Origin of the sequence: Flectobacillus sp. BAB-3569 (assembly GCF_002270355.1) — a bacterium.
Classification (GTDB): domain Bacteria; phylum Bacteroidota; class Bacteroidia; order Cytophagales; family Spirosomataceae; genus Flectobacillus; species Flectobacillus roseus.
Genome location: NZ_NJFZ01000009.1, coordinates 258,082 through 283,971, shown reverse-complemented (window position 1 = coordinate 283,971; position 25,890 = coordinate 258,082). Strand labels below are relative to the sequence as shown.

Sequence of the window (25,890 nt, the reverse complement as noted above, 5' to 3'; positions counted from 1 at the left end):
GAATTACAGTAGGGCAAAACTCCTAATTTGGATACATCCAAAGTTGTCGAATTGTTTTACTGTATTTAAAATTTAAACTTAAACAATTTTTCCAATGAAAATCAAGAAGAAGGTAATTTTAAGTGCCGCAGTTTGTCTTTTGGGCTTAAAAGTTCAAGCACAGGATTTCCGTTTTGTAGAAAAAAATCCTGAAAAACCAGACGCCACTGAATATTGGGACCCAGAAGTTCGCGTTGTAACCCCAGGAGCAATTCCTTCAGATGCCATTGTGTTGTTCGATGGTAAAAATCTTGACCAGTGGGAATCTGTCAAAGATGGTAGTGCTGCTAAATGGGAAGTAAAAGACGGTGTTTTTACAGTCGTTAAAGGCGCTGGAAATATCTCAACTAAAAAACATTTTGGCGATTGTCAATTACATATTGAATGGCGTTCTCCTGAAGAACCTGAAAATGTAAAAAGCCAAGGACGTGGCAACAGCGGTGTATTTTTCCATGGTATTTACGAAGTACAAGTATTAAATTCCTACAAAAACAGAACGTATCGCAACGGACAAGCTGGCTCGATTTATAAGCAAACACCTCCAATGGTAAATGCTACAGCGAAACAAGGCGACTGGAACACTTACGACATTATCTATACAGCCCCTCGCTTTACAGTAAATGGTGGTATCGAAACGCCTGGTTATGTTACTGTAATTCACAATGGCATTATCGTACAAAATCACACTAAAATTCAGGGTGTAACTAACTATATTGGTCAGCCAACCAATCCTGTACACGGTCCAAAAGGCCCAATCTCATTGCAAGACCACGGAAATGCGGTAAGTTTCAGAAATGTTTGGATTAGAGAATTGTAAGATTTTAGGATTCTAAACAAAAAAGCGAGCGTTTTTCGAGACGCTCGCTTTTTTGTTTTTATTACTTACTCAAATTGTACCCCAACGACAGACCAACTTTTGTAATGCGAGCTTTTACAAAATTACTCCATGATGTTCTTCCTGAATCATTTTGAGAGAAGTTTACAGTAGTGAATAACCTACCAAATCTTGTTCCTAAACTTACTTTGTATCCAAATATGTCATCATAATAGACATATGTTTTCATGGGAGTACTATCACTTATAACCTTTTCAAAAGTTGGTCCAGCTTGCATAAATAAAGCCACTGTTTCTGATTCGTTTTGGTAAAATACGTATTGAGGTAAAAGCGCAAAACTTAAGGCCGTTACATTTTTCGCTGGTAAAAACCCCGCATTCATTTGTGCAAGTTCTTCATAGCTTGCAAAAGCGGCATCAATCTCCACCCCTAGCTTTCGATTAAAACCTTTGGGTTCCCAGAGCACCCCTGCTCCTAACGACATATTGGATAAAGCTGACTTTTGAAACATTTTCTCGTTATCTGCGACTCTGTAGGTTTTATAGCCATAAGTATTATACTCTGCCTTGACAAGCATTTGAATCCGTTTTCTTTCGGTGGGGATATGATAACTTGATAGACTCCCGTCGGTCTAACTGACTCAGAATCATCAGAGATAACAAGGAAATGTTCCGTAGAGACTTTTGTTTCAGTGGTAGCGAGCTGCACTGTTTGGGCTTGACCTTCAAGCGTATCTTGAGCAACCAAAGATGCAGTACAAACAAAGAGTAAACAGGAGGCGAACATAAAATTTTTCTTCACGAGCTATTAAAATTTAGGTTGAAACTAAAAAACAATAGCTAGATTCATAAAAACAAACCTAGCTATTTGATGCAACGAATGGATGAATGCTTTATTTTGGTGTTTATCTGTTAAAAAATGTTATAATGACTATATGTTATGAATATATTCAAATAACTGATCCACCTTTCACTAACAATACTTAATTAGATTCTTTGAGAGATTCTTTCTACAAAACCTCCATCTTTTTCACATTCCCATCAATTAAAGTAATAATAAGCTTTTTACCATTTTCAGGAACATAAAATAGATAAGTAGAATTTTGTCCTATCACTTTCACCTTTTGGGCTTGTCCATCATCGAAAGTTATAAGATAGTTTGGTTGGTTTTTTCCTTCAGCGATTAAACTTTTTTGTTTAGCTCCTCTTCCTAGTTCTATCCCGATGAAGAAACCAAAGAAGATAAATGCTGAGCACAGTACAAGGAGGTTTACAGACTGCTCCTTATTATGCTTTGCATTAAACTTTTCACTGAGCTTAGTTAGTAAAAACAAAACTAAAATCATTCCTATAATACTAGCAGGAATCATCCAATGACTTACTAGCAATGTCAATGGAGCAGTGAGAATATCGGAAAGTGAAGCGAAATGGAGGATATTGATGCCCAACATTCTATAGAAAATAGACTCGCTGACCACGCCGAGAATCAATAAATAAAGATATCCAATCGATAGATATTCTTGAAATCCTAAATTTTTGAACATTATTGAACACGTTTAGTTATTTCTTCCCGAACTTTTTTCAGGTTTTGATACATAAAAATCAAGGATGGCAAAACGCCAGAAGAGATGGCAATAAACGCAAATTGCTTTTTTACAATGGCTAAATAAATGGTTAATACTCCTAAAAGTATCTGTAGAATAAGTGAAGTCAAAAATGCGGTCTTATACGTCTTTTCTTTGGATTGCAGCTCTTCAAGTGACAAGTCTGTAAAGCTTTCTTTTTTCATGGTGATACGTGATTTAGTTTAGTCGTGATTTAATGACCTTCAAGTTATAAAAAATATGGCTGCTAGTACATTTAAAAAGTGATTATCGGCATAACCCGTTACTAATTTTTCCTCTTTCTGAACTTTAGGGTATTTAATCCTTTTGCTAATCGATAAACTTCTTATCTTTACTATTACCGAATTTGACTTAATCTTCGGCGATTATGTTCACTTTTCTTCATCGTAACTTATTATGAAAAAACTGATTACACTCCTAGGCTTTTTGTACCTTGGACAACTTACCTCGTCAGCTCAAAATTTTTTAGGGTTTTCTGAAAAAGGAACTTCTACTGAAAAAGAATTAGAAGCCAAGTTTGACGCTCAACTCAATGCCCAAAACCTACGTACTTGGATGAAGTATATGAGTTCAAAACCTCATTACGTAGGCTCGCCACACAACCGTGCCAATGCCGTATATATGCGTGATTTGTTTAAATCATGGGGATTTGAGGCTCGTATCGACACCTTGTACACGCTTTTTCCAACACCCAAAGTTCGTGAGGTGAGTTTGGTAAGTCCTACGATTTTCAAAGCCAGTTTGGTTGAACCTATGCTCAAAGAAGATGGTACTTCCAACCAGCTCAAAGATCATTTGCCAACCTATAATTGCTTTTCGGCAGACGGAGACGTTACGGCTGAGTTAGTTTATGTCAATTTTGGGCGTCCTGATGATTATGATGTACTGGAAAAAATGGGGGTGAATGTCAAAGGAAAAATTGTAATTGTGCGCTATGGCGGTTCTTGGCGTGGCTTAAAACCTAAATTAGCTGCCGAAAAAGGCGCTGTGGGATGTATCATTTACTCCGACCCAAAAGACGATGGTTATGGTCAGGGTGATGTATATCCAAAAGGTCCCTTCAGACCAGAAGCTGGTGCACAACGTGGTTCGGTATTAGACCTGCCTGTGGCGCCTGGCGATCCATTAACACCAGGTTATGGAGATACCAAAGATGCCAAACGATTAGACATAAAAGACGCCACAACCATCATGACGATTCCTGTATTGCCTATTTCTTATGGCGATGCCTTGCCATTGCTCAAAGCATTGGATGGAAGAGTAGCACCAGAATCGTGGAGAGGGGGCTTACCTATTGCCTATCATGTGGGTCCGGGTGCAGCAAAAGTACATTTGAAGTTACAATTTGACTTTAAAGTAGAGCCTTTGTTTAATGTTATTGCCGTCATGAGAGGTTCGGAATTTCCTGACCAGTGGATTCTCAGAGGCAATCATCATGATGCTTGGGTATTTGGCGCGGCCGACCCTTTGAGTGGTATGGTCGCCGTAATGGAAGAAGCCCGTGCTATTGGAGAATTGGCTAAAACAGGCTGGAAACCGAAAAGAACCCTAGTATTTTGTGCATGGGACGGTGAAGAGCCAGGTTTGTTAGGCTCAACCGAATGGGCTGAGGCCAATCGTGCAGAATTACAGAAAAAAGCAGTAGCCTATCTCAACTCTGATGGCAACGGACGAGGTTTTCTTTCGGCAGGAGGCTCTCATACCCTAGAAAAATTCTTTAATCAAGTAAGCCGAGATGTCATCGACCCACAAAAAATATCAGTGTTTATGACCGTTTACGTTCGTATATTTTGGTAAATGGGTCGGGCGAAAGCAAAAAAGAAGTCTTGAGTCGTGGTGATATTCGGATTGGTGCCTTGGGTTCAGGTTCGGATTTCACACCATTTTTACAACATTTAGGCGTATCTGCTATGAATGTGGGTTATGGTGGCGAAGATGAAGGAGGCGAATACCACTCAATTTATGATTCGTTTGACCATTACACTCGTTTTAAAGACCCTGATTTTGCTTATGGGGTTACGTTGGCAAAAACCATGGGAAGAACCGTATTGCGCTTGGCAAATGCCGATGTACTGCCTTTTGAGTTCCAAAACTTTTCGAATACCCTTCAAAACTACGGCACTGAGGTAAAGGCTTTATTAGAAAATATTCGTAGTAAAACAGAAGATAATAATCGTTTGGTAAAAGAAGGACATTTTGCGGCAGCCGCTGACCCGAACGAACCAATTATGGTAAAAACTTATGATGAGGTTCCTTATATCAATTTTGCACCGCTCGAAAATAGTCTGAATCGTCTCAACAAAAGTGCTAATACTTACGCTTCAGCGGTAAAAAACAGCAATAAATTAGCGCCAGCCAAACTTGAGGCACTGAACCAACTTCTCTATACGATAGAAAGAACCTTGACTTTACCAGAAGGTTTACCGAATCGTCCGTGGTATAAACACCAAATTTATGCGCCAGGATTTTTTACGGGATATGGGGTAAAAACAATTCCTTCGGTACGTGAGTCTATTGAACAAAGAAAATGGAAAGAAGCAGAAAAAGGCATTGAGATTGTGTCCTCAGTACTAAACAAATACTGCGACCAAATTGATAAAGCAGTGGCTTTGCTAGGAGAATAAACATGAAAGTTTAGTCATCGCGAAGGCACCATTTTTTCAAAATAAATCTTTCTTCATTGAGTGAATTGAGTAAAAATTTGTATTCCATTGGTAGAGACGCAATGATTGCGTCTTTATCGTAGCATCAAAAAAGCGGTCGAAAAATAATTTTCGACCGCTTTTTTGATTCATTAGAAATAGTTTGCCGAATACCTGATCAGGCAATTATTATTTCCTTCTTGAATAAATCTCCTGCTCTACCATTTTTAATTGTAACCTATGTTTGTTACGATATAGCTGTACTCCCACGTTCAACAAAATTAAGGGAGCCAATAAGGCTGGCTTGTTGATGGTGGAGATAAGATACACCGAAGTAAGCACCAATGTAATTTGAAATACAAAAAAAGTGTTAACATAAAACTTTAGAGATTGTTTTTTGCTCAAAAGTTTAGATAAAGTCCAGTTAGCAAAGACGGTATCTTTCATAAAATATATGTATAAGTTGTTGAGGATTATGTTTTATTACTTTATTAGAACAAAGAATGAGGCACTTTTATTGCAAAAAAATGTGATTTGTAGACTTATTTTTTACCAGAGGAATTTCATTTTCTGCTTCGCTTGATTCTTACTCTAGAATTAACATTGAAATAAGCATTTTTTAAAAGTTGTATCCATAAGATTTTAGGTTAGAACAAGTTAATTTTCTTTAACCCGAAAAAATAATTCACATACCAATCGGTATGTGAATTATTTTTTTTCCTATATTTACAATCCATGGAAACGACGCAAGAATACATACTCGAAAAAGTAGCTCCTCTTTTTAACAAAAAAGGCTATAACGGTACGTCGCTTTCTGAGATTACTAAGGCCACCAATCTCACCAAAGGAGCAGTATATTTTTACTTCAGAAACAAAGAAGACTTAGCTTTTCAAGCTTTTCATTTGAATGTAAAAAAATTAGTAAAACCCCTTAATAATGTAGTTATTGAACGTAAAGGTGCGATAAACAAGCTTTATGGCATGACCTTTTATTTCAAAGAATATTATTATGAATTAGCTTCTGAAAGAGGTGGATGTCCGCTTCTTAATTTGGGAGTTGATGCTCGTTTCAATAATCCAATTTTGTTTGAGGAGGCTCGTAAAATTTGTGATAGACTTATCCAAAATACTGCCACGATTATCACCCATGGCATTAAGCACAAAGAAATCAAAGAAGCCACCGACGCACATACCTTGGCTACCAATATTTATTCCATGATTGAAGGAGGAATATTTATGTCTCTGATTACTCAAAATAAAAATTACATTGTAAATATCGCTAATCATATTGAGTCGGCTATTATTGAACAAATCCGCCTCTAAAAAAATTTGTAGTACCACATACCATTCGGTATGTGTATTCAAACAATTCAAAAACAAGTCATTATGAATGCAATTATTGATTCTATCGGGGTGTATCTTCCTGAAAAGAAAATCGACAACCACTATTTCGAGCAATTTTTGGAAACTACCGACGAATGGATCGTGAGCAGAACAGGGATTAATACCCGCTATTACAGCTCAGAAACCGAATATACCAGTGATTTGTGTGTAAAAGCGGCTCAAAATCTTGCTGACAATTATCAAAAGAATCTTGCAGACGTTGACTTTGTGATTGTAGCCACCAGTACACCAGAACAAGCCTTCCCTAGTATGGCAAGTCAGGTACAAAGTCGTTTAGGAATTCCAAGTGCAGGCTGTATGGACATATCTGCTGGTTGTGCAGGTTTTGCATACGGTTTGATTGTAGCTAAAGGTCTTATCGCTACTGGCGATTACCAAAAAGTACTGGTGATTGGCGGTGAAACGCTTTCAAAAATCTCAGATTTTACCGACCGTACCAGTTGTGTGTTATTTGGTGATGGCGCTGGTGCAGTTTTAGTAGAAAGTTCAGAAACACAATATCTTCATAAATCTATTTCGACTACCAATGGCGACTTAGGAAAAGATTTGTATTTGTCTAACCAACCCGCTCCTATCAATTTTGAACAGATAGACTATAACGGAAAAATCCACCAAAATGGACGTACCGTATTCAAGTGGGCTGTATCGAACCTCCCTGCTAATATTATCAAATTGGCAGAAAAAAATGGTATCACCACAGATCAAATCGATTGGATGATTCCTCACAGTGCGAATATTCGAATTTTGGAAGCAGCTTGCTCACAAATGAATTTCCCTATTGAAAAATGCTTGGAGAGCGTTGTCAACTACGGAAATACCTCAGCAGCCTCTATTCCAATTGCTTGGTACAACGGTATCCAAAACGGCAAAGTACAATTGGATGACAAATTAATGTTAGCAGGTTTTGGCAGTGGACTTACGTTAGCAGGTATCTACTTGACCAATCGTATTCAGAAAGCTTAATATACGCTCGATTTTCGAGTTAAAACAAAAGCGGTCGAAATGAGTTTTTCGACCGCTTTTGTGATTTTATACCTTTGCTGGCAAACATTCCAACGAGTGCATAAACTAGATTAATAGCCCTTCAGAAAAAAATCTTTTTCCAGTTCTACCTCATCCAAATAATAATGTATATCCTCAAGTTCATTCAAATACCCACTTGAAGGTACGCTCACTACGATTTTATTCCATGGTTTCCAGACATCTTTTAATATTCCATGGTTAGTCCTTTCATAGTGCTCTTTTAACCATGTCTTTACATTGGAGGTATTTCTTGTGATAGTTTCTTCATACTTAGCAACTTTACTAGAATCATAAACAGGCTTATGCTGACCTTTTTCATTAACAAGGTAATAATCCACACAGGGTTCACCCTCTTTAATTTCAAATGTCATGATTATACTTTCGTACTTCTTTTTGAAATTAACTTCTGCAAGATGATAAAAGACTAATGCCTTTGCCATTGCATGTGGGAAATCTTTTGAACGACGAAGTGCACTTTCATATTCTTGCTTATAAATTCGCTCTTCATCATACCAATATTTGAATTCATAACTTCCATCTGTAAACAAGGTTATCAACACATCACTGTAAAGTTGTCCATGATTAGCTTTGTAAATTAACACCTCTTTAGTTCCTAAAGTGTAATTTCTTGCCTCTCTATAAGTTGGAATAATTAAGCTTGTTCTTGTTTCATTGTAAAAGTAAAAACTTTCACCTGCATTAAGGGCTCTCACATCTCTATCCGTAAAATACCACACCTTAACGGTTTCGTTTGATTTTCGACAGGTATATCAGCTCGAAATAGAGAAGCTAGCTCTTGTTCTTTAATGTTAATATTCATAAACTGTAGAGGATTTAAAATTTTTGAGTAGATTTTCGCCCTTGTTGAAATTCTCTCCAACAAACTGACGTAAGCAACAAAGTAGCATAAATAACAGACTTTTTGCTGTCGCTAGGCTCATTGGAGAAAACTCCAGCGAGGGCATGAGGCATAAACTAGATTAATACCTCTCCAGAAAAAAATCTTTTTCCAGTTCTAACTCATCCAAATAATAATGAATATCCTCAAGTTCATTCAAATACCCACTTGGTGGTACGCTCACCACGATTTTATTCCATGGTTTCCAGACATCTTTTAATATTCCATGGTTAGTCCTTTCATAGTGCTCTTTTAACCATGCTTTAACCATTGAAATATTTTTTGAAATGATATCGCCATACTTGGCAACTTTATTCGAATCATAAACAGGCTTATGCTGTCCTTTTTCATTTACTAGGTAATAATCCACAAAGGGTTCGCCCTCTTTTATTTCAAATGTCATGATTATACTTTCGTACTTCTTTTTAAAGTTAACCTCCGCAAGGTCGTAGAAAACTAATGCCTTTGCCATTGCATGTGGAAAATCGGTTGATCGAAGCATTGCACTTTCGTATTCTTCCTTAATGATTCTTTCTTCATTAAACCAATACCTGAACTCATAATTACCATTAGGATGCAATGTGATTACAATATCACTATAGAGTTCTCCATGTTGAGCTTTATAAATTAATAGTTCCTTCAATGCATCATAATATTCCATAAATGCTTCTCTATTACTGTCAATAATATTGCTCAACGATTCATCATAGAAATATAAATATGCTCTGGCGTTTGGGACTCTTATATCCCTTTCTGCACAAAACCAGACCTTAATTAATTGGTTTTTATTATCCTCGTACAAATCTTTTCGACACAAAGACTCTATTCGTTTTTCTTGTTCGGTGATGTTCATAAGAATGAAGGTGTTTATATTTTGATATTTCGCCGTGCGTGATGTTCTCGCCAACGAGAATATTTAAGGAATCAGTACTATTTAAGGTATTTTTGGGGAACTTCCCAATCAATTAATTTTTGTGCTACCTTTAGATAGTAACCTTCATAAGGCTCTAGTCCGAGTTGTCCAGACTCAATACATGCTTGGTACCATTTGAGAAAATCATTTACTTTGGGGTCATTAATATACTTCATAATCAAAACTCGACGACCTACTGCGTCATCAGTACAGAGGTAGCCCAAATAGGGTCGACTTGCTTCAAAGTCATGGAAATTACCTATATAACCAGCACCCTCTTGATACTCTAAATCATATTCTTGATACCTTTCACTGAGTGCTTGTATATCTGAATACTTGTTAAAAAATGGAAGAAGAACTTTCTCGAAGTAATCCTTAAATGCAATAACAAACAAGCTTATTTGCTCATCTTGATAAATATCTACCTCTACCTCTTTACGGGGGCCATACAGCGTTACAGCCATTTGATATTTTTCTTTTATTTTCTCTTTAGTATGATGACCATAATATATCTCAGTAGATGCTTTTTCGAGGCTTACCATTTTAATGGAACAATTTATATAGTTAAGACGAATAGTATCATAGGTCAAGAAGGACAATTTAATTTTACAAAAAAAGTCATTTGCTGTTTTACAAATAGTGCAATCTTGCTTGATTTTAAAGCCATGTTCAGCTAAATAAGAACCCATTAGCTTATTTAATTCCGTTAAAAAATATTTCCTTGTCATTATTCTTTGTGGAGATTTTAATAGAAAGATTTAGTCATTATTTTCGCCCTTGTTGGAATTCTCTCCAACAAACTGGCGTAAGCAACAAAGTAGTATTAATAACAGACTTTTTGCTGTCGCTAGGCTCATTGGAAAAAACTCCAGCGAGGGCATAAGGCGTAAACTAGATTAATAGCCCTTCAGAAAAAAATCTTTTTCTAGTTCTACATCATCCAAATAATAATGTATATCCTCAAGTTGATTCAAATAGCCACTTGGAGGTACGCTCACTACGATTTTATTCCATGGTTTCCAGATATCTTTCAATATACCATGATTAGTCCTTTCATAGTGCTCTTTTAGCCATGTCTTTACATTGGAGGTATTTCTTGTGATAGTTTCTTCATACTTGGCAACTTTATTCGAGTCATAAACAGGCTTATGCTGTCCTTTTTCATTAACAAGGTAATAATCTACAAAGGGCTCACCCTCTTTAATTTCAAATGTCATGATTATACTTTCGTACTTCTTTTTGAAATTAACTTCTGCAAGATGATAAAAGACTAATGCCTTTGCCATCGTATGAGGAAACCATTTTGCCGAGCGTAGTGCAACATCATATTCTTCCTTAATGATTCTTTCTTCATTAAACCAATACCTGAACTCATAATTACCATTAGGATGCAATGTGATTACAATATCACTGTAGAGTTCTCCATGTTGAGCTTTATAAATTAATAGTTCCTTCAATGCATCATTATATTCCATATATACTTCTCTTTTTCTATCAATAATCTTGCTCAACGATTCATCATAGAAATATAAATATGCTCTAGCATTAGGGACTCTTATATCTCTTTCTGCACAAAACCATACTTTAATTACTTGGTTTTTATTTTCTTCATACAAATCTTTTCGACACAAAGACTCTATTCGTTTTTCCTGTTCGGTGATGTTCATAAGAATGAAGGTGTTTATTTTTTGGTATTTCGCCGTGAGTGATGTTCTCGCCAACGAGAATATTTAAGGAATTAGTGCTATTTAAGATATTTTTGAGGAACTTCCCAATCAATTAATTTTTGTGCTACCTTTAGATAGTAACCTTCATAAGGCTCTAGTCCGAGTTGTCCAGACTCAATACATGCTTGGTACCATTTGAGAAAATCATTTACTTTGGGGTCATTAATATACTTCATAATCAAAACTCGACGACCTACTGCGTCATCAGTACAGAGGTAGCCCAAATAGGGTCGACTTGCTTCAAAGTCATGGAAATTACCTATATAACCAGCCCCCTCTTGATACTCTAAATCATATTCTTGATACCTTTCACTGAGTGCTTGTATATCTGAATACTTGTTAAAAAATGGAAGAAGAACTTTCTCGAAGTAATCCTTAAATGCAATAACAAACAAGCTTATTTGCTCATCCTGATAAATATCTACTTCTACCTCTTTACGGGGGCCATACAGAGTTACAGCCATTTGATATTGTTCTTTTATTTGCTCTTTAGTAAGATGCCCATAATATATCTCAGTAGATGCTTTTTCGAGGCTGACCATTTTAATGGAACAATTTATATAGTTAAGACGAATAGTATCATAGGTCAAGAAGGACAATTTAATTTTACAAAAAAAGTCATTTTCTGTTTTACAAATAGTGCAATCTTGCTTGATTTTAAAGCCATGTTCAGCTAAATAGGAACCCATTAGCTTATTTAATTCCGTTAAAAAATATTTCCTTGTCATTATTCTTTGTGGAGATTTTAATAGAACTGATTTTTTCACCCTTGCTGGAGTTCTCTCCAACAAACTGGCGTAAGCAACATATTAGCATAAATAACAGACTTTTTGATGTCGCTAGGCTCATTGGAGAAAACTCCAACGAGGGCATAAGGCATAAACTAGATTAATACCTCTCCAGAAAAAAATCTTTTTCCAGTTCTAACTCATCCAAATAATAATGTATATCCTCAAGTTGATTCAAATAGCCACTTGGAGGTACGCTCACTACGATTTTATTCCATGGTTTCCAGATATCTTTCAATATACCATGATTAGTCCTTTCATAGTGCTCTTTTAGCCATGTCTTTACATTGGAGGTATTTCTTGTGATAGTTTCTTCATACTTGGCAACTTTATTCGAGTCATAAACAGGCTTATGCTGTCCTTTTTCATTAACAAGGTAATAATCTACAAAGGGCTCACCCTCTTTAATTTCAAATGTCATGATTATACGTTCATACTTCTTTTTGAAATTAACTTCTGCAAGATGATAAAAGACTAATGCCTTTGCCATTGCATGTGGAAAATCTTTTGAACGACGAAGGGCACTTTCGTATTCTTGCTTATAAATTCGCTCTTCATCATACCAATATTTGAATTCATAGCTTCCATCTGTAAACAAGGTTATCAATACATCACTGTATGGTTCTCCATGATTAGCTTTGTGAATTAATACCTCTTTAATCGCTAATTCGTAATCCCATGACACCTCAGATTTTGGAATGATTACATCTGCGACTGTATCATAGGAAAAATAAACACTGTAACCCTCATATTCATTTCTCACATCTCTTCCTGTATAATACCAAACTTTAATAATGTCCTCATGACAATCATCAGGTAGGTCTTGGAGTATTAGATTTGCAATTTCTTGTTCTTTAATGTTAATATCCATAAACTGTGTAGGATTTAAAAATTTTGAGTAGATTTTCGCCCTTGTTGAAATTCTCTCCAACAAACTGGCGTAAGCAACATATTAGCATAAATAACAGACTTTTTGCTGTCGCTAGGCTCGTAGGAGACAACTCCAACGAGGGCATAAGGCATAAACTAGATTAATAGCCCTTCAGAAAAAAATCTTTTTCCAGTTCTACCTCATCCAGATAATAATGAATATCCTCATATTCATTTAAATACCCACTTGGTGGTACGCTCACTACGATTTTATTCCATGGTTTCCAGACATCTTTTAATATACCATGGTTAGTCCTTTCATAGTGCTCTTTTAACCATGCTTTAACCATTGAAATATTTTTTGAAATGATATCGCCATACTTGGCAACTTTATTCGAATCATAAACAGGCTTATGCTGTCCTTTTTCATTTACTAGGTAATAATCCACAAAGGGTTCGCCCTCTTTTATTTCAAATGTCATGATTATACTTTCGTACTTCTTTTTAAAGTTAACCTCCGCAAGGTCGTAGAAAACTAATGCCTTTGCCATTGCGTGTGGAAAATCTTTTGAACTAAGCATTGCATCATCATATTCTTCCTTAATGATTCTTTCTTCATCGAACCAATACCTGAATTCGTAACTCCCATCAGGATATATCGTGATTAACACATCACTGTATATTTCATTATGGGCAGCTTTATACACCAATATTTCTCTCATTAATGAATCATAATTATCAGCTACTTCATATTTAGGGATAAAAATATCAGCAAATGATTCATGATAAAAATAACTACCTAACTTAGTATTAACTCTTATATCTCTTCCAGTTGAAAACCAAATTCTTACAATTTTATCTTGATTTTCCTCAGGTAAATCTATCTGGCAATAATGTGCGATTCGTTTTTCTTGTTCGGTGATGTTCATAGTAATGAAGGTGTTTATATTTTGAAATTCTACAGGGTTCTAATTTAAGGGTTAAAAGAAATGACAAACTTGCAAAATAAATTACATATTCAAATATGCTTTTTAAATAAATTATAGATTCACAAAGGTATCATTTCTATAAATTTAGTCACATTTTGTATTACAAAACACTCATAAGGCTAGCATTTTTAATCAAAGCTAATTAATCAGGCTATTCTGTCAAGTAGGTAATCCCTCCTATTTTATTTCGGAATCATTTTTTACCTTTGCAAAAAATATATTTGACCATCATTTCCATGAAAAAAATTATTAGCTGGACACTCCGAAACATTCCTCGTAAGTATTTGCAATTAGTTAGTCACTTTGCCATGAACCTATATGCGTTCTTTTTGCGAGGTAATAAGGTGGAATGTACAGTTTGTGGCTCTACATTTTCGAAATTCGTTCCTTATGGTCGTCTTGAGCCTCGTGATAACGCTCTTTGTCCAAACTGTCTTGCGCTCGAACGTCACCGTTTGATGTATTTATACCTTCAACAAAAGACTAATTTCTTCAAAGCCGACCTTAAGGTTTTGCACGTGGCGCCTGAGTACTGTTTTATCGACCGTTTCGAAAAAATGAAAAACTTGGACTATATCACCGCTGATATTGAGTCGCCTTTGGCAAAAGTAAAAATGGACTTGCACAATATTCCTTTCGAAGACAATACTTTTGATGTAGTTTTCTGTAATCACGTATTAGAGCACGTCGACGATGATATTCGTTGTATGCAAGAAATGCGTCGTGTGCTAAAACCAAACGGTTGGGGTATTATGCAATCGCCACAAGACTGGAACTTGGAAACTACTTTTGAGGATAAAACCATCACCGACCCGAAAGAGCGTGAGCGTCTTTTCAAACAAGATGACCACTTCCGTATTTTTGGTCGTGACTACCACAAACGCCTCGAACAAGGTGGTTGGCATGTAACACAAGACCGTTTTGTGATGGAAATGCCCAAAGACAAAGTGGAACGCTATGCCCTTCCGAAGGAGGAGATTATTTATTTGTGCGAAAAAAATAACCCCATCAACACTCATCAATGAAATACTTACCAATAGATAGTCAACTGTTTGTAACAAACAGAGCTAGATTAAACCAGCTATTGAAACCAAAATCCATAGCGATTTTCAACTCAAATGACATTATGCCAACCAATGCGGACGGTACAATGGGCTTCAGACAAAACTCTGATTTGTTTTATTTGAGCGGAATAGATCAAGAAGAAACCATTGTTTTGTTGTTTCCAGATGCGCCAGACCCTCGTATGAGAGAAATTTTGTTTTTGCGTGAAACATCAGATTTGATTGCGGTTTGGGAAGGATACAAATACACGAAAGAACACGCAAGGGAGGTTTCGGGCATTCAGACTATCTATTGGACTAGCCAATTTGAGCAAATATTAACTACTTTGGTATTTGAGGCAGATGCCATTTATCTCAACACCAACGAACATATCCGTAATAGCTCTGAGGTACAAACACGCGATGCGAAGTTTATCAACTGGGTAAAAGCGCGCTATCCTTTGCACCGTCTTGAGCGCGTGGCTCCGCTTATGCACCATTTGCGCGTAATCAAAAGCCCTGTAGAGATTGCGCAACTCAACGAAGCTATTCGTATTACAGAATTAGGCTTTAGAAGACTCTTAAATTTTGTAAAACCTGGTGTTACAGAATACGAAGTAGAAGCAGAACTTATCCATGAGTTTGTAAGAAATCGCTCAAAAGGCTTTGCTTATCAGCCAATTATTGCTTCAGGCGCCAATGCTTGTGTATTGCACTATATCGAAAACAGCCGTATTTGTAAAGATGGAGATTTGTTGTTGTTGGACGTAGCAGCCGAATATGCTAACTATAATGCAGACTTAACGCGTACTATTCCTGTCAATGGTCGTTTTACGGCTCGTCAGCGTGCAGTATATGATGCTGTGCACCGTGCTTTCAAATTCGCTAAGTCTATCATGCAGGTAGGTGTTTTATGGAGTGAATACCAACACGAAGTAGAAATGTTTATCGAGTCTGAATTGATTGGACTAGGTTTGTTTGATAAAACCGACGTAAAAAATCAAAATCCAGAATCTCCTTTATTCAAAAAATACTTTATGCACGGAACATCACACCACCTAGGTTTGGATGTGCATGATGTTTGGAATCGCTACCGTCGTTTTGAAGAAGGTATGGTCTTTACAATTGAACCTGGAATTTATATCCAAGAAGAAGGTCTAGGTGTTCGTCTAGAAAATAATATTTTAGTAACTCAAGATAGCAATATCGATCTGATGGGAAGTATTCCAATGGAAGCTGACGAAATCGAAAGCTTGATGAATGCCTAAAAAGGCACAAAGTGGCAAAGGCATATAGGGACAAAGTGTCTTTGCTATTTTGGATTTGAGATTTCTGATTTCGGAAAAATATTTTAACATTTCCGAAATCAGAAATCCCAAATTAGTAGTATGCGAAGGATTTTATGATGTTCAGAAACATTCTCATCATGAGCATTATTGCAGTAGCGGCAATTTTATTTTAAAACAAAACTTAAACCTTCGTACAGTGCTAATCTCAAATCTTCAATAATTTAAAAACTCCTCACTCAAAACTCAGCACTCAGCACTCAAAATGCCTTTCCCGACTATTTTATTGTTTGATTTAGATGCTTCTGGTCATCATTCTGAATATCTTACACATTTGATTGAATATCAGCTTGAACATCGTTTACCGATCAAATTAATAGCTTTGGTAAGTCCCATCTTTGCCACAAAACACGCTAAGCTCACGCAAAGAACGTCGGTGGATGCTTCGGTTTTTGAGTGGAAATATATTTCTGAGGAAGAATTTCAGCAGTATCAAGCAGAGAATAATGTCATCAAACGTGGAGATTTTGAATGGGGATTATTCTGTAAATATGCATCAGTATTTCAAGCCAAACATGGCGTTTTGATGTATCTTGACCATTTACAATTGGCGATTTTACAAAAAGGCAATCAAGCGCCTTGCACCTTTTCTGGCATATTTTTTAGAACTACCCTAACCAATTATCGTCCCGATTCTTGGAAAGAGCGTATCAATTTTATTCGTAAAAAATGGATGCTTCGTGGCTTACTTTTTTCTAAAAAGCTGACCAATCTTTATTGCCTTGACCCGTATGCTGCCGAATATATTCAAGAAAAATGGCATAGCAACAAAGCACTATATTTACCCGACCCTGTCAAAACCTATCCTTTTGCTCAGGAAGCTCCTATTCTGCTCAGACAACAATTGGGCATCGAACCGCATCGAAAAGTTTTTCTAATTTTTGGTTTTTTGGACGAAAGAAAAGGAATCATTCCAACGCTGGAGGCATTACTTCAATTACCTCAAAAACAACAACAAGATGCTTGCTTACTGTTAGTAGGCGGCTGGACTGCGGAGGAAAAATACCGTTTTGACGAAAAACTCAAAGCTGTTGAGGGTTCAAACCACTTACAAATTGTTAAAGTTGATTATTTCGTAGAGCCAGAGTTGATTCAACAATTCTTTGCCCTTTCTGATGTAATTATGGGCTTGTATCAAAAACATATCGGTATGAGTGGTATCATGGTGCGCTCAGCTTTTGCCCATAAACCACTCTTGACTTACAATTATGGTTTGATGGGAGAACTCACCCGAAGAAATCAACTGGGAATTACTGTTGAGCCAAATAATCCAGAAGAGTTACAAGAAAAAATACAATTTTTGTTAAGTCAATCAAAAACTGTCGGAAATCAGACCATGATGAAAGAGTTTTCTGACCATCATCAGGTAAAATTTTTCGCAGAATGTATCTTTAAAAAAATAAAAAAATATTATCCTGAAAATCAGGCACTTCAAAAAAACTTAGCCCCTTTACACTTAGAGTTCTAAGTAATTTTCTTACCTTTGTATCCCGTAACCATAGTTTCGGATTTTCTAAAATGAAATCTTCTTTGGGAAATCTGAAACGTCCATGAACTTTCGTTCATCGGAAAATTCACAAATCAATCATTTCTTACAATGTCAGGTAAAGGGCAACCTAAAACCGCGAAATACATCTTTGTTACGGGCGGTGTGACTTCTTCATTAGGCAAAGGTATTATTGCCTCATCATTAGCAAAACTTCTGCAAGCCAGAGGATTATCGGTAACTATTCAAAAATTTGACCCGTATATCAATATCGATCCGGGTACACTTAACCCTTATGAGCATGGGGAGTGTTATGTAACCAACGATGGCGCTGAAACTGACCTTGACTTGGGTCACTACGAGCGTTTCTTGGGCGTACCTACTTCGCAAGCAAACAACATTACAACTGGTCGTATTTACTACAATGTAATCACGAAAGAACGTCGTGGTGATTATTTGGGTAAAACCGTTCAAGTAGTTCCTCACATCACAGATGAAATCAAAAGAAGCATCTTGTTGTTGGGCGAAACTGGCGAATACGACGTCGTTATCACTGAAATCGGTGGTTGCGTGGGTGACATCGAGTCACTTCCATTTATTGAGGCTACTCGTCAATTAAAATGGGATTTAGGTGAGAAAAACACGTTGTTTATCCACCTAACATTGGTACCCTACCTGGCATCAGCGGGTGAGCTTAAAACAAAACCAACTCAACACTCAGTACGTCAATTGTCAGAATCTGGTATTCAGCCTGATATTTTGGTATGTCGCACAGAGCATCCTCTACCACAAGATATGCGTCGCAAAATTGCCCTATTCTGCAACGTATCTGCCAACGATGTGATTGAGGCTATGGACGCTGAGACTATCTATGATGTACCTTTATTGATGCGTAAAGAAAAATTAGACGCAAGAGTATTGTACAAATTAGATATTTACAACGACCGTGATGCAGACTTAGACCAATGGAAAGCGTTCTTGGGTAAATTAAAAAATCCTACAGAACAAATCACAATCGGTTTGGTTGGTAAATATGTAGAATTGAAAGACTCGTATAAATCTATTGCTGAAGCAATTATTCATGCGGGAGCGGTTTGTGAAACAAAAGTAAATATTCGTTGGATTTCTTCTGAAACGCTAATCGATGCTGGTTATGAAAGCAGATTGGCCAACTTGGATGGTATCTTGGTAGCACCAGGATTTGGTGAGCGTGGTATCGAAGGTAAAATCAACGCAGTAAAATATGCCCGTGAAAACAAAATTCCATTCTTTGGTATTTGTTTGGGTATGCAATGTGCCGTAATCGAGTTTTCTCGTAACGTATTGGGTCTAGCAGAAGCTCACTCTTCAGAAATGAACCCAGAGACCATTCATCCAGTAATTGATATCATGGCTGAACAAAAGGACATCACTAACAAAGGTGGTACCATGCGTTTGGGTGCTTATGGTTGTAAAATCGAAAAAGGTTCGTTGGCACACAGCATCTACGGAAAATTGAATATCCAAGAGCGTCACCGTCACCGTTATGAGTTTAACAATAATTATTTTGAACAAATCAAAGCTGCTGGAATGGTTCCTACAGGTATCAATACAGATTCTGGTTTGGTAGAGATTGTTGAAATCAAAGATCATCCATTCTTTATTGGTGTTCAATTCCACCCAGAATATAAATCAACAGTGGTTAATCCTGCTCCGTTGTTTGTACATTTTGTAAAGGCGGCATTAAAAAATGCTTCTCCAGTAGCAAAAGGAACAAGTAAATAACCTTTTGTAAAAAAATACAGCTAAAAAGCCAAGTTCTTTGTAATTTTGCACCGCCAAAGTCGAGGCGGTGCATTTTTATTTCTTTACCATTCGATTTTAAAGATATTGAACATATTGAAGCTGTTTAAACTTGTGGGAGATTGCTTGCGTAAGCTATGAATTTATACTGTTTGAGCGAAGCGAGTTTATAAATTCTTGACTTTCTTTTGCTACTTTTCTTGTGTCAAGACAAGAAAAGTAGGGCTTTGCGAAGAGAAAAATAGTATTTATATACAATCTAAACATTCATTTAACTTTATTCTTAACACGAAAACACTAGCCAACAGTTACTTTTGCTTTTGCCTCAAAATAACCAAGGTCAAACTTTTAAATACTACAATTCCAAAAATAACTAGCCTTTTAAAAATGAAAGGCGCTTTTAAACAAATACCAAATGGATAGAAATCAAATCACGGGGCTATTATTGCTGATGGGGATGTTGCTGGGGTACCAGTTTTTCTTTGCTCCGAAAGATGAACCAAAACAAGCACAAAAAGCGCAAGTTGCTCAAACTACTGTACACAAAACTGTAGCTCCAACCACTGATACTGTAGCTTTGAAGGCCGCAGCTGGTGATTTTGCAACGGCAGCTACAGGCGTGGCACAAGATGTTGTTCTTGAAAACAAAGACATCAAAGTTACTTTCTCAACTCAAGGTGGTAAAGTAAAACAAGTGTTGCTTAAGCACTACAAAACATATAATGACTTTGCAGCTCATAAAGAAACCCCTTTGACGATTTATGATGAAGCATTCGACAAACTTTCTTTTGAATTAGCTACAACAAAAGGTAATGTAGACATCAACAAGTTGTTCTTTACAACCCAATCAAAAGGTGGTGTGGTTGCGGAAGGTCAAAAACAATCTGTAACGTTTACCTTGGCTTTGGCAAATGGTCAGTCTATCGAACAGACTTATACTTTGGCTGGTGAAGGTTTCTTAGTTGACCAAAATACTCAAATCAAAGGGTTGGACGGTTTGTTGAAAAGCCAAACTGCTAAAATCAACTGGATTGAAGAGGTTCGTCCAACAGAAAAAGACTTAAACGAAAACCGTAAGGCTACTGTTAACTACCTAATCGCTGAAGGTGAAGAGTTTGACCAGTTGACCGAAAATCCTACAAGTGCCAACGATGCTACGCTTGAAAAGCCATTAAATTGGTTGACTTTCAAGAAAAAGTACTTCTTGTCAGGTTTTATTGCTAAAAATACTCCTATTTCTAAAGCACAAATTTGGGCTACGCCAAATCCTCAGGATTCGGTGAATATCAAAACTTTGCGTGCAAACATGGAGGTTTCTTTGGCAGATATGAAGGCTGGTAAAGGACAATATCAATGGTATTTCGGTCCAAACGACTATAATAAAATCAAAGAAATTGCACCTGCATTTGGTCGCAACGTAAAATTGAGTTACGATATTTTCTTGCCAATTACTCGCTACGTATTTGTTCCTTTATTCAATATTCTTGAAACAGTATTTAGCAACTACGGTTTATTGATTATTGCATTGGTATTGGTAATTAAGTTTGCGTTGTTGCCATTGACTTACAAATCTTATGTAAGTATGGCAAAAATGCGTATCCTTCAACCAGAATTAAATGCTATCAAGGAAAAAGTGGGTGACGATGCAGCTAAATTGCAACAAGCTCAAATGAAATTGTATGGTGAAGTAGGTGTAAGTCCATTGAGTGGTTGTGTGCCTGTATTGGCTACCATGCCTATTTTGATGGCGGTATTTATGTTGTTCCCTAACTTAATTAACCTTCGTCAGGAGGCATTCTTGTGGGCTAATGACCTTTCTACTTATGACTCTGTATGGGATTTGCCATTTAGCATTCCTTTCTATGGTAACCACGTCAGTTTGTTTACGTTGTTGATGACCCTTTCGAGTATTGCATACGGTTATTACAACAACCAAAATACACCAGATCAAGTAGGCCAGCCAATCGATATGAAGAAAATGGCTTATATCACGCCAGTAATCTTTATGTTCGTGATGAACTCACTTCCAGCAGGTATGAGCTTCTATTACTTCGTATCTAACCTAGTAACGATTTTACAACAAATCGGTATTCGCAAGTTTGTTGACGAAGATAAAATCAAGCAAGTTTTGGAAGAAAACCGTAAGAAAATCGCTGCAGGTGGTGGTAAAAAATCTCGTTTCTCAGAATATTTGCAAAAGCAAATGAAAGCAGCTGAAGAAATGCAGAAACAGCAAAACGAAGAAAAGAAGAAGAAGAAATAATTATCTGATTTGAAAATTATTAATGTAAAAAGGTCTTCACTGAGAAATAAATTGTTTCTCTATGAAGACCTTTTTTTCTAAAATTCAACAACTTTCAATTTACTTAATCTTCAGATTCCCCCATTTTCAAATTACCAAATCATCAAATTACCAAATCGCCTAATTTTCAAATTTTCAAATTCCCAAATTTTCAAATTCCCAAATCTTCAGATTCCCCCATTTTCAAATCGCCAAATTTTCAAATTTTCAAATTAATCTTTCAGCATTTCTATATGCTCAATACCGTCTTCGAGATAAATTTCGCTTGTTTGAACAAAGCCAAAAGACTCGTAAAATCCCTTTAGATACAACTGTGCCCCTATCTTGATAGACGAGCCGTAAAGTTCTTCAGCTAATTCGATAGAATTTCTCATTAATTCCTTTCCTACTCCAAATTTCCTTACTTTCGGAGAAGTTACCACACGTCCAATAGATGCCTCTTCATAGGATACTCCTGGAGGAACGATGCGAGTGTATGCTACAATCTGTTGTGTTTCAGTATCAAATCCCATGAGGTGATGACATTTAAAGTCCTTATCATCAAGGTCTTGAAACGGACAGTTTTGTTCCACAATAAACACTTCGCAACGCAACTGCAAGATTTGATAAAGTTCGGTTGTGCTGAGATTTCTAAAATGTTTATAGTACCAGTTCAAATTCATAAGAGGATCGTTAATAGTTTGTGATTTTAGGTTGACAAAAGTAAATTTAATAATAATGTCATCAATTACCCCAACTTAATCGGCATTCGTCAAAGTTTATTATATTTGTACAATCACAAATTCCATGAATTATGAAGAAATTATTGTTAGGAGTGTTATTGGTGGCATCATCCTACAGCTTCAGTCAGGCCCAGAGCAATCTGTCAGAATACGAAGCTCAATATCAAAAAGCCTTACTTTTCTATCAAAACAATGATTTTGAAAAAGCTAGAATCGCCTTTAGCCAGCTAAGTAACCTTCGTTTTAATAATCCTATTGTTCCTTATTCTTACTATTTTCAAGCTTTGGCAGCCATCAAAGTAGGAAAATATGCCGAAGCAGAAGCTAGTTTGCAAAATCTTCAATTGAGATATCCCAATTGGGAGAAAAATGAAGAAGTAGCCTATCTTTATGCAACCATTGCATTTGAGAATAAAGACTATGCCAAAGGACTCCAGATAGCTAATGCTATTACTTCTGATTCTTTGAAGAATGATATCCTAGATCTAAAGAAAAACTTTCTTGCTGATATTACTGACCCCAAGAAATTAACCTCATTGAGTGAGCAATTTCCTGATGAAATATTACTAAAAGAACGTATTCAAGCCAAATCTTCAGAAATGTCTTCGACTAAAGACCTTCAGCAATACCGCTTGAACAAGGGCTTTCTTAATTTTGCGTTTTTACTTCCAGTAAACATCGACGAGCTATCGCCTGACCACCCTCGTCGTGCCAACCAATATGTGTTCGACATGTATCAGGGTGCCAAACTGGCAAAAGCACAATTGCAAAAGGAAAAGATCAATGTTAATCTTCAGGTATATGATATTTCGAACGACGGAGATCAAATGCTTGAAGTACTGAATAATGCCTACTTCCAAACAACCGATTTGTTAGTTGGTCCCCTTTATTCCGAAAGTAATAAGTTAGCAAATGCCTTTTGTGAAAGCTATCAAATACCACTTATCAACCCTATTTCTAATAATGAAAAACTCTTAGAAATCTTCGATAAGTCATTTTTAGCACAACCTTCTGTCAAAATGCAAGCCATCAAGGCTGCCGAATATGTTACAAAACAAGCATTTCTAGGACGCAACGCCGCAATTTATTATACCTCCTCTAGCACTGATTCCTTGTTGGCAGAAGCCTATAAACAAGTACTAGTTAAAAAGGGTTATGATATTGAGGCTTTTGTAAAAGTAACAGCCAACTCGGAGGTAATTGCTAGTAAAATTCCTGATAAAAAACTCAGTCATGTTTTTTGGCAACTTCTGATAAAAAGGCAGGCTTGGCAATGCTCACGGCTTTACAGAAAGATTTGTCAACGCCACTTGTGACTACTGCTGAGGCATTTCAATCAAGCAATTTGAGTGGCACAACCGTTGCAGGAAGAGAAATTTACTGTATTGACCCAGAGTTTATTGACAATGAAAATCCAGAGGTAGATAAATTTAAAAAGGAATATTTTGCTAAATATGGAAGCATTCCTTCCTATTATTCGTTCTGTGGATATGACATGACTTTGTTTTGGGGAAGGGTTCTTTCTAAATATGGTGTAAACTTCAAAAAAGGCTTGGACGATTTAGATACCTATAAACAGTCTTTCTCAACGTCAGGTTACGATTACACACAGTCTCAAGACAACCAAGTAGTACCCATTACTACTTTCCAAAATTATAAATTTGTATTAGCTAAATAGTGCATGGGCTACCATCGCATTAATTTTTGACAAAATGACTACTAAAAACAGCCAAGAACTTTTCGACAAAGCTAAAAACTACATCCCTGGCGGTGTAAACTCACCTGTAAGAGCTTTTAGAGCCGTTGGAGGAAATCCTCTTTTCATCAAATCGGCTAAAGGTGCTTACCTTTACGATGAAGATGGAAACGCATTTATCGAACTTATCAACTCATGGGGGCCTATGATTTTGGGTCACGCCAATGAGCTAGTCGAAAAAGCCGTTGCCGATGCTATTCAGTTAGGTTTTTCTTATGGTGCTCCTACGCGTCGTGAAGTAGAAATGGCAGAACTCATTACTTCGATTGTGCCTTCTGTTGAGAAAGTACGTATGGTAAACTCTGGCACAGAGGCTACGATGTCGGCTATTCGTGTGGCACGTGGTTATACGGGTCGTGACAAAATCATCAAATTTGAAGGTTGTTATCACGGTCATGGTGATTCATTTTTGATTGCAGCAGGTTCTGGTGCCATCACATTCGGACATCCAGATAGTCCAGGCGTTACTAAAGGTGTGGCCAAAGATACGCTAACAGCTCCATACAATGATTTAACTGCAGTACAAACGCTAGTTGATGCTAATAAAGATCAGATTGCTTGTATTATCCTAGAACCCGTAGTTGGTAATATGGGTTTAGTAAAACCAGCAGAAGGCTTCTTGGAAGGTCTTCGCCAAATTTGCGATAAGGAAGGTATTGTGTTGATTTTTGATGAAGTAATGACTGGTTTCCGTTTGGCAAAAGGAGGTTTTCAAGAACGTTGTGGCGTAACACCAGATATGACGACCATGGGTAAAATTATCGGTGGAGGTATGCCAGTTGGTGCTTACGGAGGTAAAAAAGAAATCATGGATTGCGTTTCTCCTGCGGGTCCAGTATATCAAGCAGGTACACTTTCAGGAAACCCAATTGCTATGGCAGCGGGTCAAGCCATGTTGACTTACTTGAACGAGCATCCAGAAGTATATGAACGAATCGAAACGGTTGGTAATACCTTAACATCTGGTATTCGTGCCAATATGCAAAAACTTGGTTTGAATTATACCCTCAACCACGTTGGCTCCATGTTTACCTTATTCTTTACGGATAAGCCTGTAAATAATTTTGAAGATGCAAAATCATCAGATACTGCACTATTCGGTAAATTCTTTAATGCGATGCTGAAAAGAGGTGTCTATATGGCTCCTTCACAATATGAAGCTATGTTTATCTCGACTGCTCTTACTGATGAACACGTTGCTCAAATCTTGGATGCGAGTTATGAGAGCTTTAAAGAAATTTCAGCATAGTTTAGCGCCAAATATCATATTCCATCGAAGGTCAGCAATTTGCTGACCTTTTTTAAAACCTCTCAGTTCCTTATGAAATCTTATCTTCTTTCTACTTTCGTCATTTTTCTCCTTTTTTCTTGTGGAAGTTCCGAAACAGACAAACTTCGAGAAGAAAATCGCGCTTTGAAAGAGCAATTGCGTATCGCCCAACATGGTGGTGACTCGCATAAGTATATCCTCAAACTTCGTTTGAAACAATCGCATTTATCTTTAAGCATCAAAAAACATATAAAAGATGCTATGAATGCGGTAGATTTTGAGATTCCTGTAGACAAGGAGTTTTATGATAGTGTAGAAGAAGGACAAGAAATCATTGATAATTTCAGATTTGGATCAATGGTATTATATGGAAGCTTCGGGGATTGGGAAATGAAAGTGAAGAAAAAATATGTAAAATGATTAGTTTTGTG

26 protein-coding genes are annotated in these 25,890 nt (G+C 36.8%); 14 read left to right on the top strand and 12 right to left on the bottom strand.

Features of this window, described 5'->3' with window-relative positions; translation table 11 throughout:
• Nucleotides 1-94 precede the first annotated feature (94 nt).
• Complete coding sequence (locus BWI92_RS10435) at nt 95-856, top strand: DUF1080 domain-containing protein (RefSeq protein ID WP_095162877.1); 762 nt, start codon at nt 95-97, stop codon at nt 854-856.
• A gap of 61 nt (nt 857-917) precedes the next feature.
• On the opposite strand, the gene BWI92_RS10430 is transcribed toward BWI92_RS10435, so the two are convergent.
• The 3 genes from BWI92_RS10430 to BWI92_RS10420 all read right to left on the bottom strand — a co-directional run bounded on the left by BWI92_RS10430 (nt 918) and on the right by BWI92_RS10420 (nt 2,662).
• Complete coding sequence (locus BWI92_RS10430) at nt 918-1,451, bottom strand: hypothetical protein (protein WP_095162875.1); 534 nt, start codon at nt 1,449-1,451, stop codon at nt 918-920.
• A gap of 432 nt (nt 1,452-1,883) precedes the next feature.
• Complete coding sequence (locus BWI92_RS10425; protein ID WP_095162871.1) at nt 1,884-2,417, bottom strand: hypothetical protein; 534 nt, start codon at nt 2,415-2,417, stop codon at nt 1,884-1,886.
• Nucleotides 2,417-2,662, bottom strand: a complete 246-nt coding sequence (locus BWI92_RS10420; protein ID WP_095162869.1) for a hypothetical protein — start codon at nt 2,660-2,662, stop codon at nt 2,417-2,419. The genes BWI92_RS10425 and BWI92_RS10420 overlap by 1 nt, the downstream gene beginning before the upstream one ends.
• Before the next feature lie 232 nt (nt 2,663-2,894).
• Between BWI92_RS10420 and BWI92_RS28165 the strand changes: the two genes are divergently transcribed.
• Nucleotides 2,895-4,295 (top strand): M28 family peptidase, encoded by a 1,401-nt coding sequence (locus tag BWI92_RS28165; RefSeq protein WP_229362946.1) that lies wholly within the window; start codon nt 2,895-2,897, stop codon nt 4,293-4,295.
• Nucleotides 4,289-5,122: a transferrin receptor-like dimerization domain-containing protein gene (locus BWI92_RS28160; protein ID WP_229362944.1), complete on the top strand. Its 834-nt coding sequence runs from the start codon at nt 4,289-4,291 to the stop codon at nt 5,120-5,122. The genes BWI92_RS28165 and BWI92_RS28160 overlap by 7 nt, the downstream gene beginning before the upstream one ends.
• Before the next feature lie 207 nt (nt 5,123-5,329).
• Here the strand turns inward: BWI92_RS28160 and BWI92_RS10410 are convergent, their stop codons facing one another.
• Nucleotides 5,330-5,587, bottom strand: a complete 258-nt coding sequence (locus BWI92_RS10410; RefSeq protein WP_095162866.1) for a hypothetical protein — start codon at nt 5,585-5,587, stop codon at nt 5,330-5,332.
• A 288-nt stretch (nt 5,588-5,875) separates the two neighbouring features.
• On the opposite strand from BWI92_RS10410, the gene BWI92_RS10405 reads away from it, so the two are divergent.
• Nucleotides 5,876-6,463, top strand: a complete 588-nt coding sequence (locus BWI92_RS10405; RefSeq protein WP_095162864.1) for a TetR/AcrR family transcriptional regulator — start codon at nt 5,876-5,878, stop codon at nt 6,461-6,463.
• A 63-nt stretch (nt 6,464-6,526) separates the two neighbouring features.
• Nucleotides 6,527-7,507, top strand: coding sequence for a ketoacyl-ACP synthase III (locus tag BWI92_RS10400; RefSeq protein WP_095163363.1), 981 nt, complete (start codon nt 6,527-6,529; stop codon nt 7,505-7,507).
• A gap of 110 nt (nt 7,508-7,617) precedes the next feature.
• On the opposite strand, the gene BWI92_RS10395 is transcribed toward BWI92_RS10400, so the two are convergent.
• The 7 genes from BWI92_RS10395 to BWI92_RS10365 form a co-directional block, all read right to left on the bottom strand.
• A complete protein-coding gene (locus tag BWI92_RS10395) occupies nt 7,618-8,304 on the bottom strand; it encodes a hypothetical protein (protein WP_095162862.1) in 687 nt (228 codons plus the stop codon).
• 243 nt (nt 8,305-8,547) lie between these two features.
• Entirely contained in the window at nt 8,548-9,318 is a 771-nt protein-coding gene (locus BWI92_RS10390; RefSeq protein ID WP_095162859.1) for a hypothetical protein, read from the bottom strand.
• A 77-nt stretch (nt 9,319-9,395) separates the two neighbouring features.
• Nucleotides 9,396-10,106: a DUF4304 domain-containing protein gene (locus BWI92_RS10385; protein WP_095162857.1), complete on the bottom strand. Its 711-nt coding sequence runs from the start codon at nt 10,104-10,106 to the stop codon at nt 9,396-9,398.
• 168 nt (nt 10,107-10,274) lie between these two features.
• Nucleotides 10,275-11,045, bottom strand: coding sequence for a hypothetical protein (locus BWI92_RS10380; protein ID WP_095162855.1), 771 nt, complete (start codon nt 11,043-11,045; stop codon nt 10,275-10,277).
• Between the two features lie 77 nt (nt 11,046-11,122).
• Nucleotides 11,123-11,872 (bottom strand): DUF4304 domain-containing protein, encoded by a 750-nt coding sequence (locus BWI92_RS10375; protein WP_141234744.1) that lies wholly within the window; start codon nt 11,870-11,872, stop codon nt 11,123-11,125.
• Between the two features lie 121 nt (nt 11,873-11,993).
• Nucleotides 11,994-12,764, bottom strand: a complete 771-nt coding sequence (locus BWI92_RS10370; protein ID WP_095162850.1) for a hypothetical protein — start codon at nt 12,762-12,764, stop codon at nt 11,994-11,996.
• A 160-nt stretch (nt 12,765-12,924) separates the two neighbouring features.
• Entirely contained in the window at nt 12,925-13,692 is a 768-nt protein-coding gene (locus BWI92_RS10365; protein WP_095162848.1) for a hypothetical protein, read from the bottom strand.
• Nucleotides 13,693-13,988: 296 nt separating this feature from the next.
• Here BWI92_RS10365 and BWI92_RS10360 point away from each other — a divergent pair, with 296 nt between their 5' ends.
• From BWI92_RS10360 to yidC, 5 genes are all read left to right on the top strand, one after another.
• Nucleotides 13,989-14,777, top strand: a complete 789-nt coding sequence (locus BWI92_RS10360) for a class I SAM-dependent methyltransferase (RefSeq protein WP_095162846.1) — start codon at nt 13,989-13,991, stop codon at nt 14,775-14,777.
• A complete protein-coding gene (locus tag BWI92_RS10355) occupies nt 14,774-16,063 on the top strand; it encodes an aminopeptidase P family protein (RefSeq protein WP_095162844.1) in 1,290 nt (429 codons plus the stop codon). The genes BWI92_RS10360 and BWI92_RS10355 overlap by 4 nt, the downstream gene beginning before the upstream one ends.
• Before the next feature lie 283 nt (nt 16,064-16,346).
• Nucleotides 16,347-17,609, top strand: a complete 1,263-nt coding sequence (locus BWI92_RS10350; RefSeq protein ID WP_095162842.1) for a glycosyltransferase — start codon at nt 16,347-16,349, stop codon at nt 17,607-17,609.
• A 129-nt stretch (nt 17,610-17,738) separates the two neighbouring features.
• Nucleotides 17,739-19,391 (top strand): CTP synthase, encoded by a 1,653-nt coding sequence (locus BWI92_RS10345; protein ID WP_095162839.1) that lies wholly within the window; start codon nt 17,739-17,741, stop codon nt 19,389-19,391.
• Nucleotides 19,392-19,824: 433 nt separating this feature from the next.
• A complete protein-coding gene (gene yidC / locus BWI92_RS10340; RefSeq protein WP_095162836.1) occupies nt 19,825-21,672 on the top strand; it encodes a membrane protein insertase YidC in 1,848 nt (615 codons plus the stop codon).
• A gap of 251 nt (nt 21,673-21,923) precedes the next feature.
• Here the strand turns inward: yidC and BWI92_RS10335 are convergent, their stop codons facing one another.
• Nucleotides 21,924-22,373: a GNAT family N-acetyltransferase gene (locus tag BWI92_RS10335; RefSeq protein ID WP_095162833.1), complete on the bottom strand. Its 450-nt coding sequence runs from the start codon at nt 22,371-22,373 to the stop codon at nt 21,924-21,926.
• Nucleotides 22,374-22,504: 131 nt separating this feature from the next.
• Here BWI92_RS10335 and BWI92_RS10330 point away from each other — a divergent pair, with 131 nt between their 5' ends.
• The 4 genes from BWI92_RS10330 (at nt 22,505) to BWI92_RS10315 (ending at nt 25,879) form a co-directional block, all read left to right on the top strand.
• On the top strand, nt 22,505-23,749 hold the full coding sequence (locus tag BWI92_RS10330; RefSeq protein WP_095162830.1) for an ABC transporter substrate-binding protein: 1,245 nt from the start codon (nt 22,505-22,507) through the stop codon (nt 23,747-23,749).
• Nucleotides 23,707-24,111 carry a hypothetical protein gene (locus tag BWI92_RS10325; RefSeq protein WP_095162828.1) on the top strand — a complete coding sequence of 135 codons (405 nt, stop codon included), beginning with the start codon at nt 23,707-23,709 and terminating at the stop codon, nt 24,109-24,111. The genes BWI92_RS10330 and BWI92_RS10325 overlap by 43 nt, the downstream gene beginning before the upstream one ends.
• A gap of 34 nt (nt 24,112-24,145) precedes the next feature.
• The gene (hemL, locus tag BWI92_RS10320) at nt 24,146-25,438 is read left to right on the top strand and encodes a glutamate-1-semialdehyde 2,1-aminomutase (RefSeq protein ID WP_095162826.1); all 1,293 of its coding nucleotides are present in this window, start codon (nt 24,146-24,148) and stop codon (nt 25,436-25,438) included.
• A 72-nt stretch (nt 25,439-25,510) separates the two neighbouring features.
• Nucleotides 25,511-25,879 (top strand): hypothetical protein, encoded by a 369-nt coding sequence (locus tag BWI92_RS10315; protein ID WP_095162824.1) that lies wholly within the window; start codon nt 25,511-25,513, stop codon nt 25,877-25,879.
• Nucleotides 25,880-25,890 lie beyond the last annotated feature (11 nt).

What these genes read in the sequence shown, in the direction of transcription:
- BWI92_RS10435 (WP_095162877.1), top strand. Translation starts at nt 95, where the DNA reads ATGAAAATCAAGAAGAAGGTAATTTTAAGTGCCGCAGTTTGTCTTTTG.
- BWI92_RS10430 (WP_095162875.1), bottom strand. Translation starts at nt 1,451, where the DNA reads ATGCTTGTCAAGGCAGAGTATAATACTTATGGCTATAAAACCTACAGA.
- BWI92_RS10425 (WP_095162871.1), bottom strand. Translation starts at nt 2,417, where the DNA reads ATGTTCAAAAATTTAGGATTTCAAGAATATCTATCGATTGGATATCTT.
- BWI92_RS10420 (WP_095162869.1), bottom strand. Translation starts at nt 2,662, where the DNA reads ATGAAAAAAGAAAGCTTTACAGACTTGTCACTTGAAGAGCTGCAATCC.
- BWI92_RS28165 (WP_229362946.1), top strand. Translation starts at nt 2,895, where the DNA reads ATGAAAAAACTGATTACACTCCTAGGCTTTTTGTACCTTGGACAACTT.
- BWI92_RS10410 (WP_095162866.1), bottom strand. Translation starts at nt 5,587, where the DNA reads ATGAAAGATACCGTCTTTGCTAACTGGACTTTATCTAAACTTTTGAGC.
- BWI92_RS10405 (WP_095162864.1), top strand. Translation starts at nt 5,876, where the DNA reads ATGGAAACGACGCAAGAATACATACTCGAAAAAGTAGCTCCTCTTTTT.
- BWI92_RS10400 (WP_095163363.1), top strand. Translation starts at nt 6,527, where the DNA reads ATGAATGCAATTATTGATTCTATCGGGGTGTATCTTCCTGAAAAGAAA.
- BWI92_RS10390 (WP_095162859.1), bottom strand. Translation starts at nt 9,318, where the DNA reads ATGAACATCACCGAACAAGAAAAACGAATAGAGTCTTTGTGTCGAAAA.
- BWI92_RS10385 (WP_095162857.1), bottom strand. Translation starts at nt 10,106, where the DNA reads ATGACAAGGAAATATTTTTTAACGGAATTAAATAAGCTAATGGGTTCT.
- BWI92_RS10380 (WP_095162855.1), bottom strand. Translation starts at nt 11,045, where the DNA reads ATGAACATCACCGAACAGGAAAAACGAATAGAGTCTTTGTGTCGAAAA.
- BWI92_RS10370 (WP_095162850.1), bottom strand. Translation starts at nt 12,764, where the DNA reads ATGGATATTAACATTAAAGAACAAGAAATTGCAAATCTAATACTCCAA.
- BWI92_RS10365 (WP_095162848.1), bottom strand. Translation starts at nt 13,692, where the DNA reads ATGAACATCACCGAACAAGAAAAACGAATCGCACATTATTGCCAGATA.
- BWI92_RS10360 (WP_095162846.1), top strand. Translation starts at nt 13,989, where the DNA reads ATGAAAAAAATTATTAGCTGGACACTCCGAAACATTCCTCGTAAGTAT.
- BWI92_RS10355 (WP_095162844.1), top strand. Translation starts at nt 14,774, where the DNA reads ATGAAATACTTACCAATAGATAGTCAACTGTTTGTAACAAACAGAGCT.
- BWI92_RS10350 (WP_095162842.1), top strand. Translation starts at nt 16,347, where the DNA reads ATGCCTTTCCCGACTATTTTATTGTTTGATTTAGATGCTTCTGGTCAT.
- BWI92_RS10345 (WP_095162839.1), top strand. Translation starts at nt 17,739, where the DNA reads ATGTCAGGTAAAGGGCAACCTAAAACCGCGAAATACATCTTTGTTACG.
- yidC (WP_095162836.1), top strand. Translation starts at nt 19,825, where the DNA reads ATGGATAGAAATCAAATCACGGGGCTATTATTGCTGATGGGGATGTTG.
- BWI92_RS10335 (WP_095162833.1), bottom strand. Translation starts at nt 22,373, where the DNA reads ATGAATTTGAACTGGTACTATAAACATTTTAGAAATCTCAGCACAACC.
- BWI92_RS10330 (WP_095162830.1), top strand. Translation starts at nt 22,505, where the DNA reads ATGAAGAAATTATTGTTAGGAGTGTTATTGGTGGCATCATCCTACAGC.
- BWI92_RS10325 (WP_095162828.1), top strand. Translation starts at nt 23,707, where the DNA reads ATGCTCACGGCTTTACAGAAAGATTTGTCAACGCCACTTGTGACTACT.
- hemL (WP_095162826.1), top strand. Translation starts at nt 24,146, where the DNA reads ATGACTACTAAAAACAGCCAAGAACTTTTCGACAAAGCTAAAAACTAC.
- BWI92_RS10315 (WP_095162824.1), top strand. Translation starts at nt 25,511, where the DNA reads ATGAAATCTTATCTTCTTTCTACTTTCGTCATTTTTCTCCTTTTTTCT.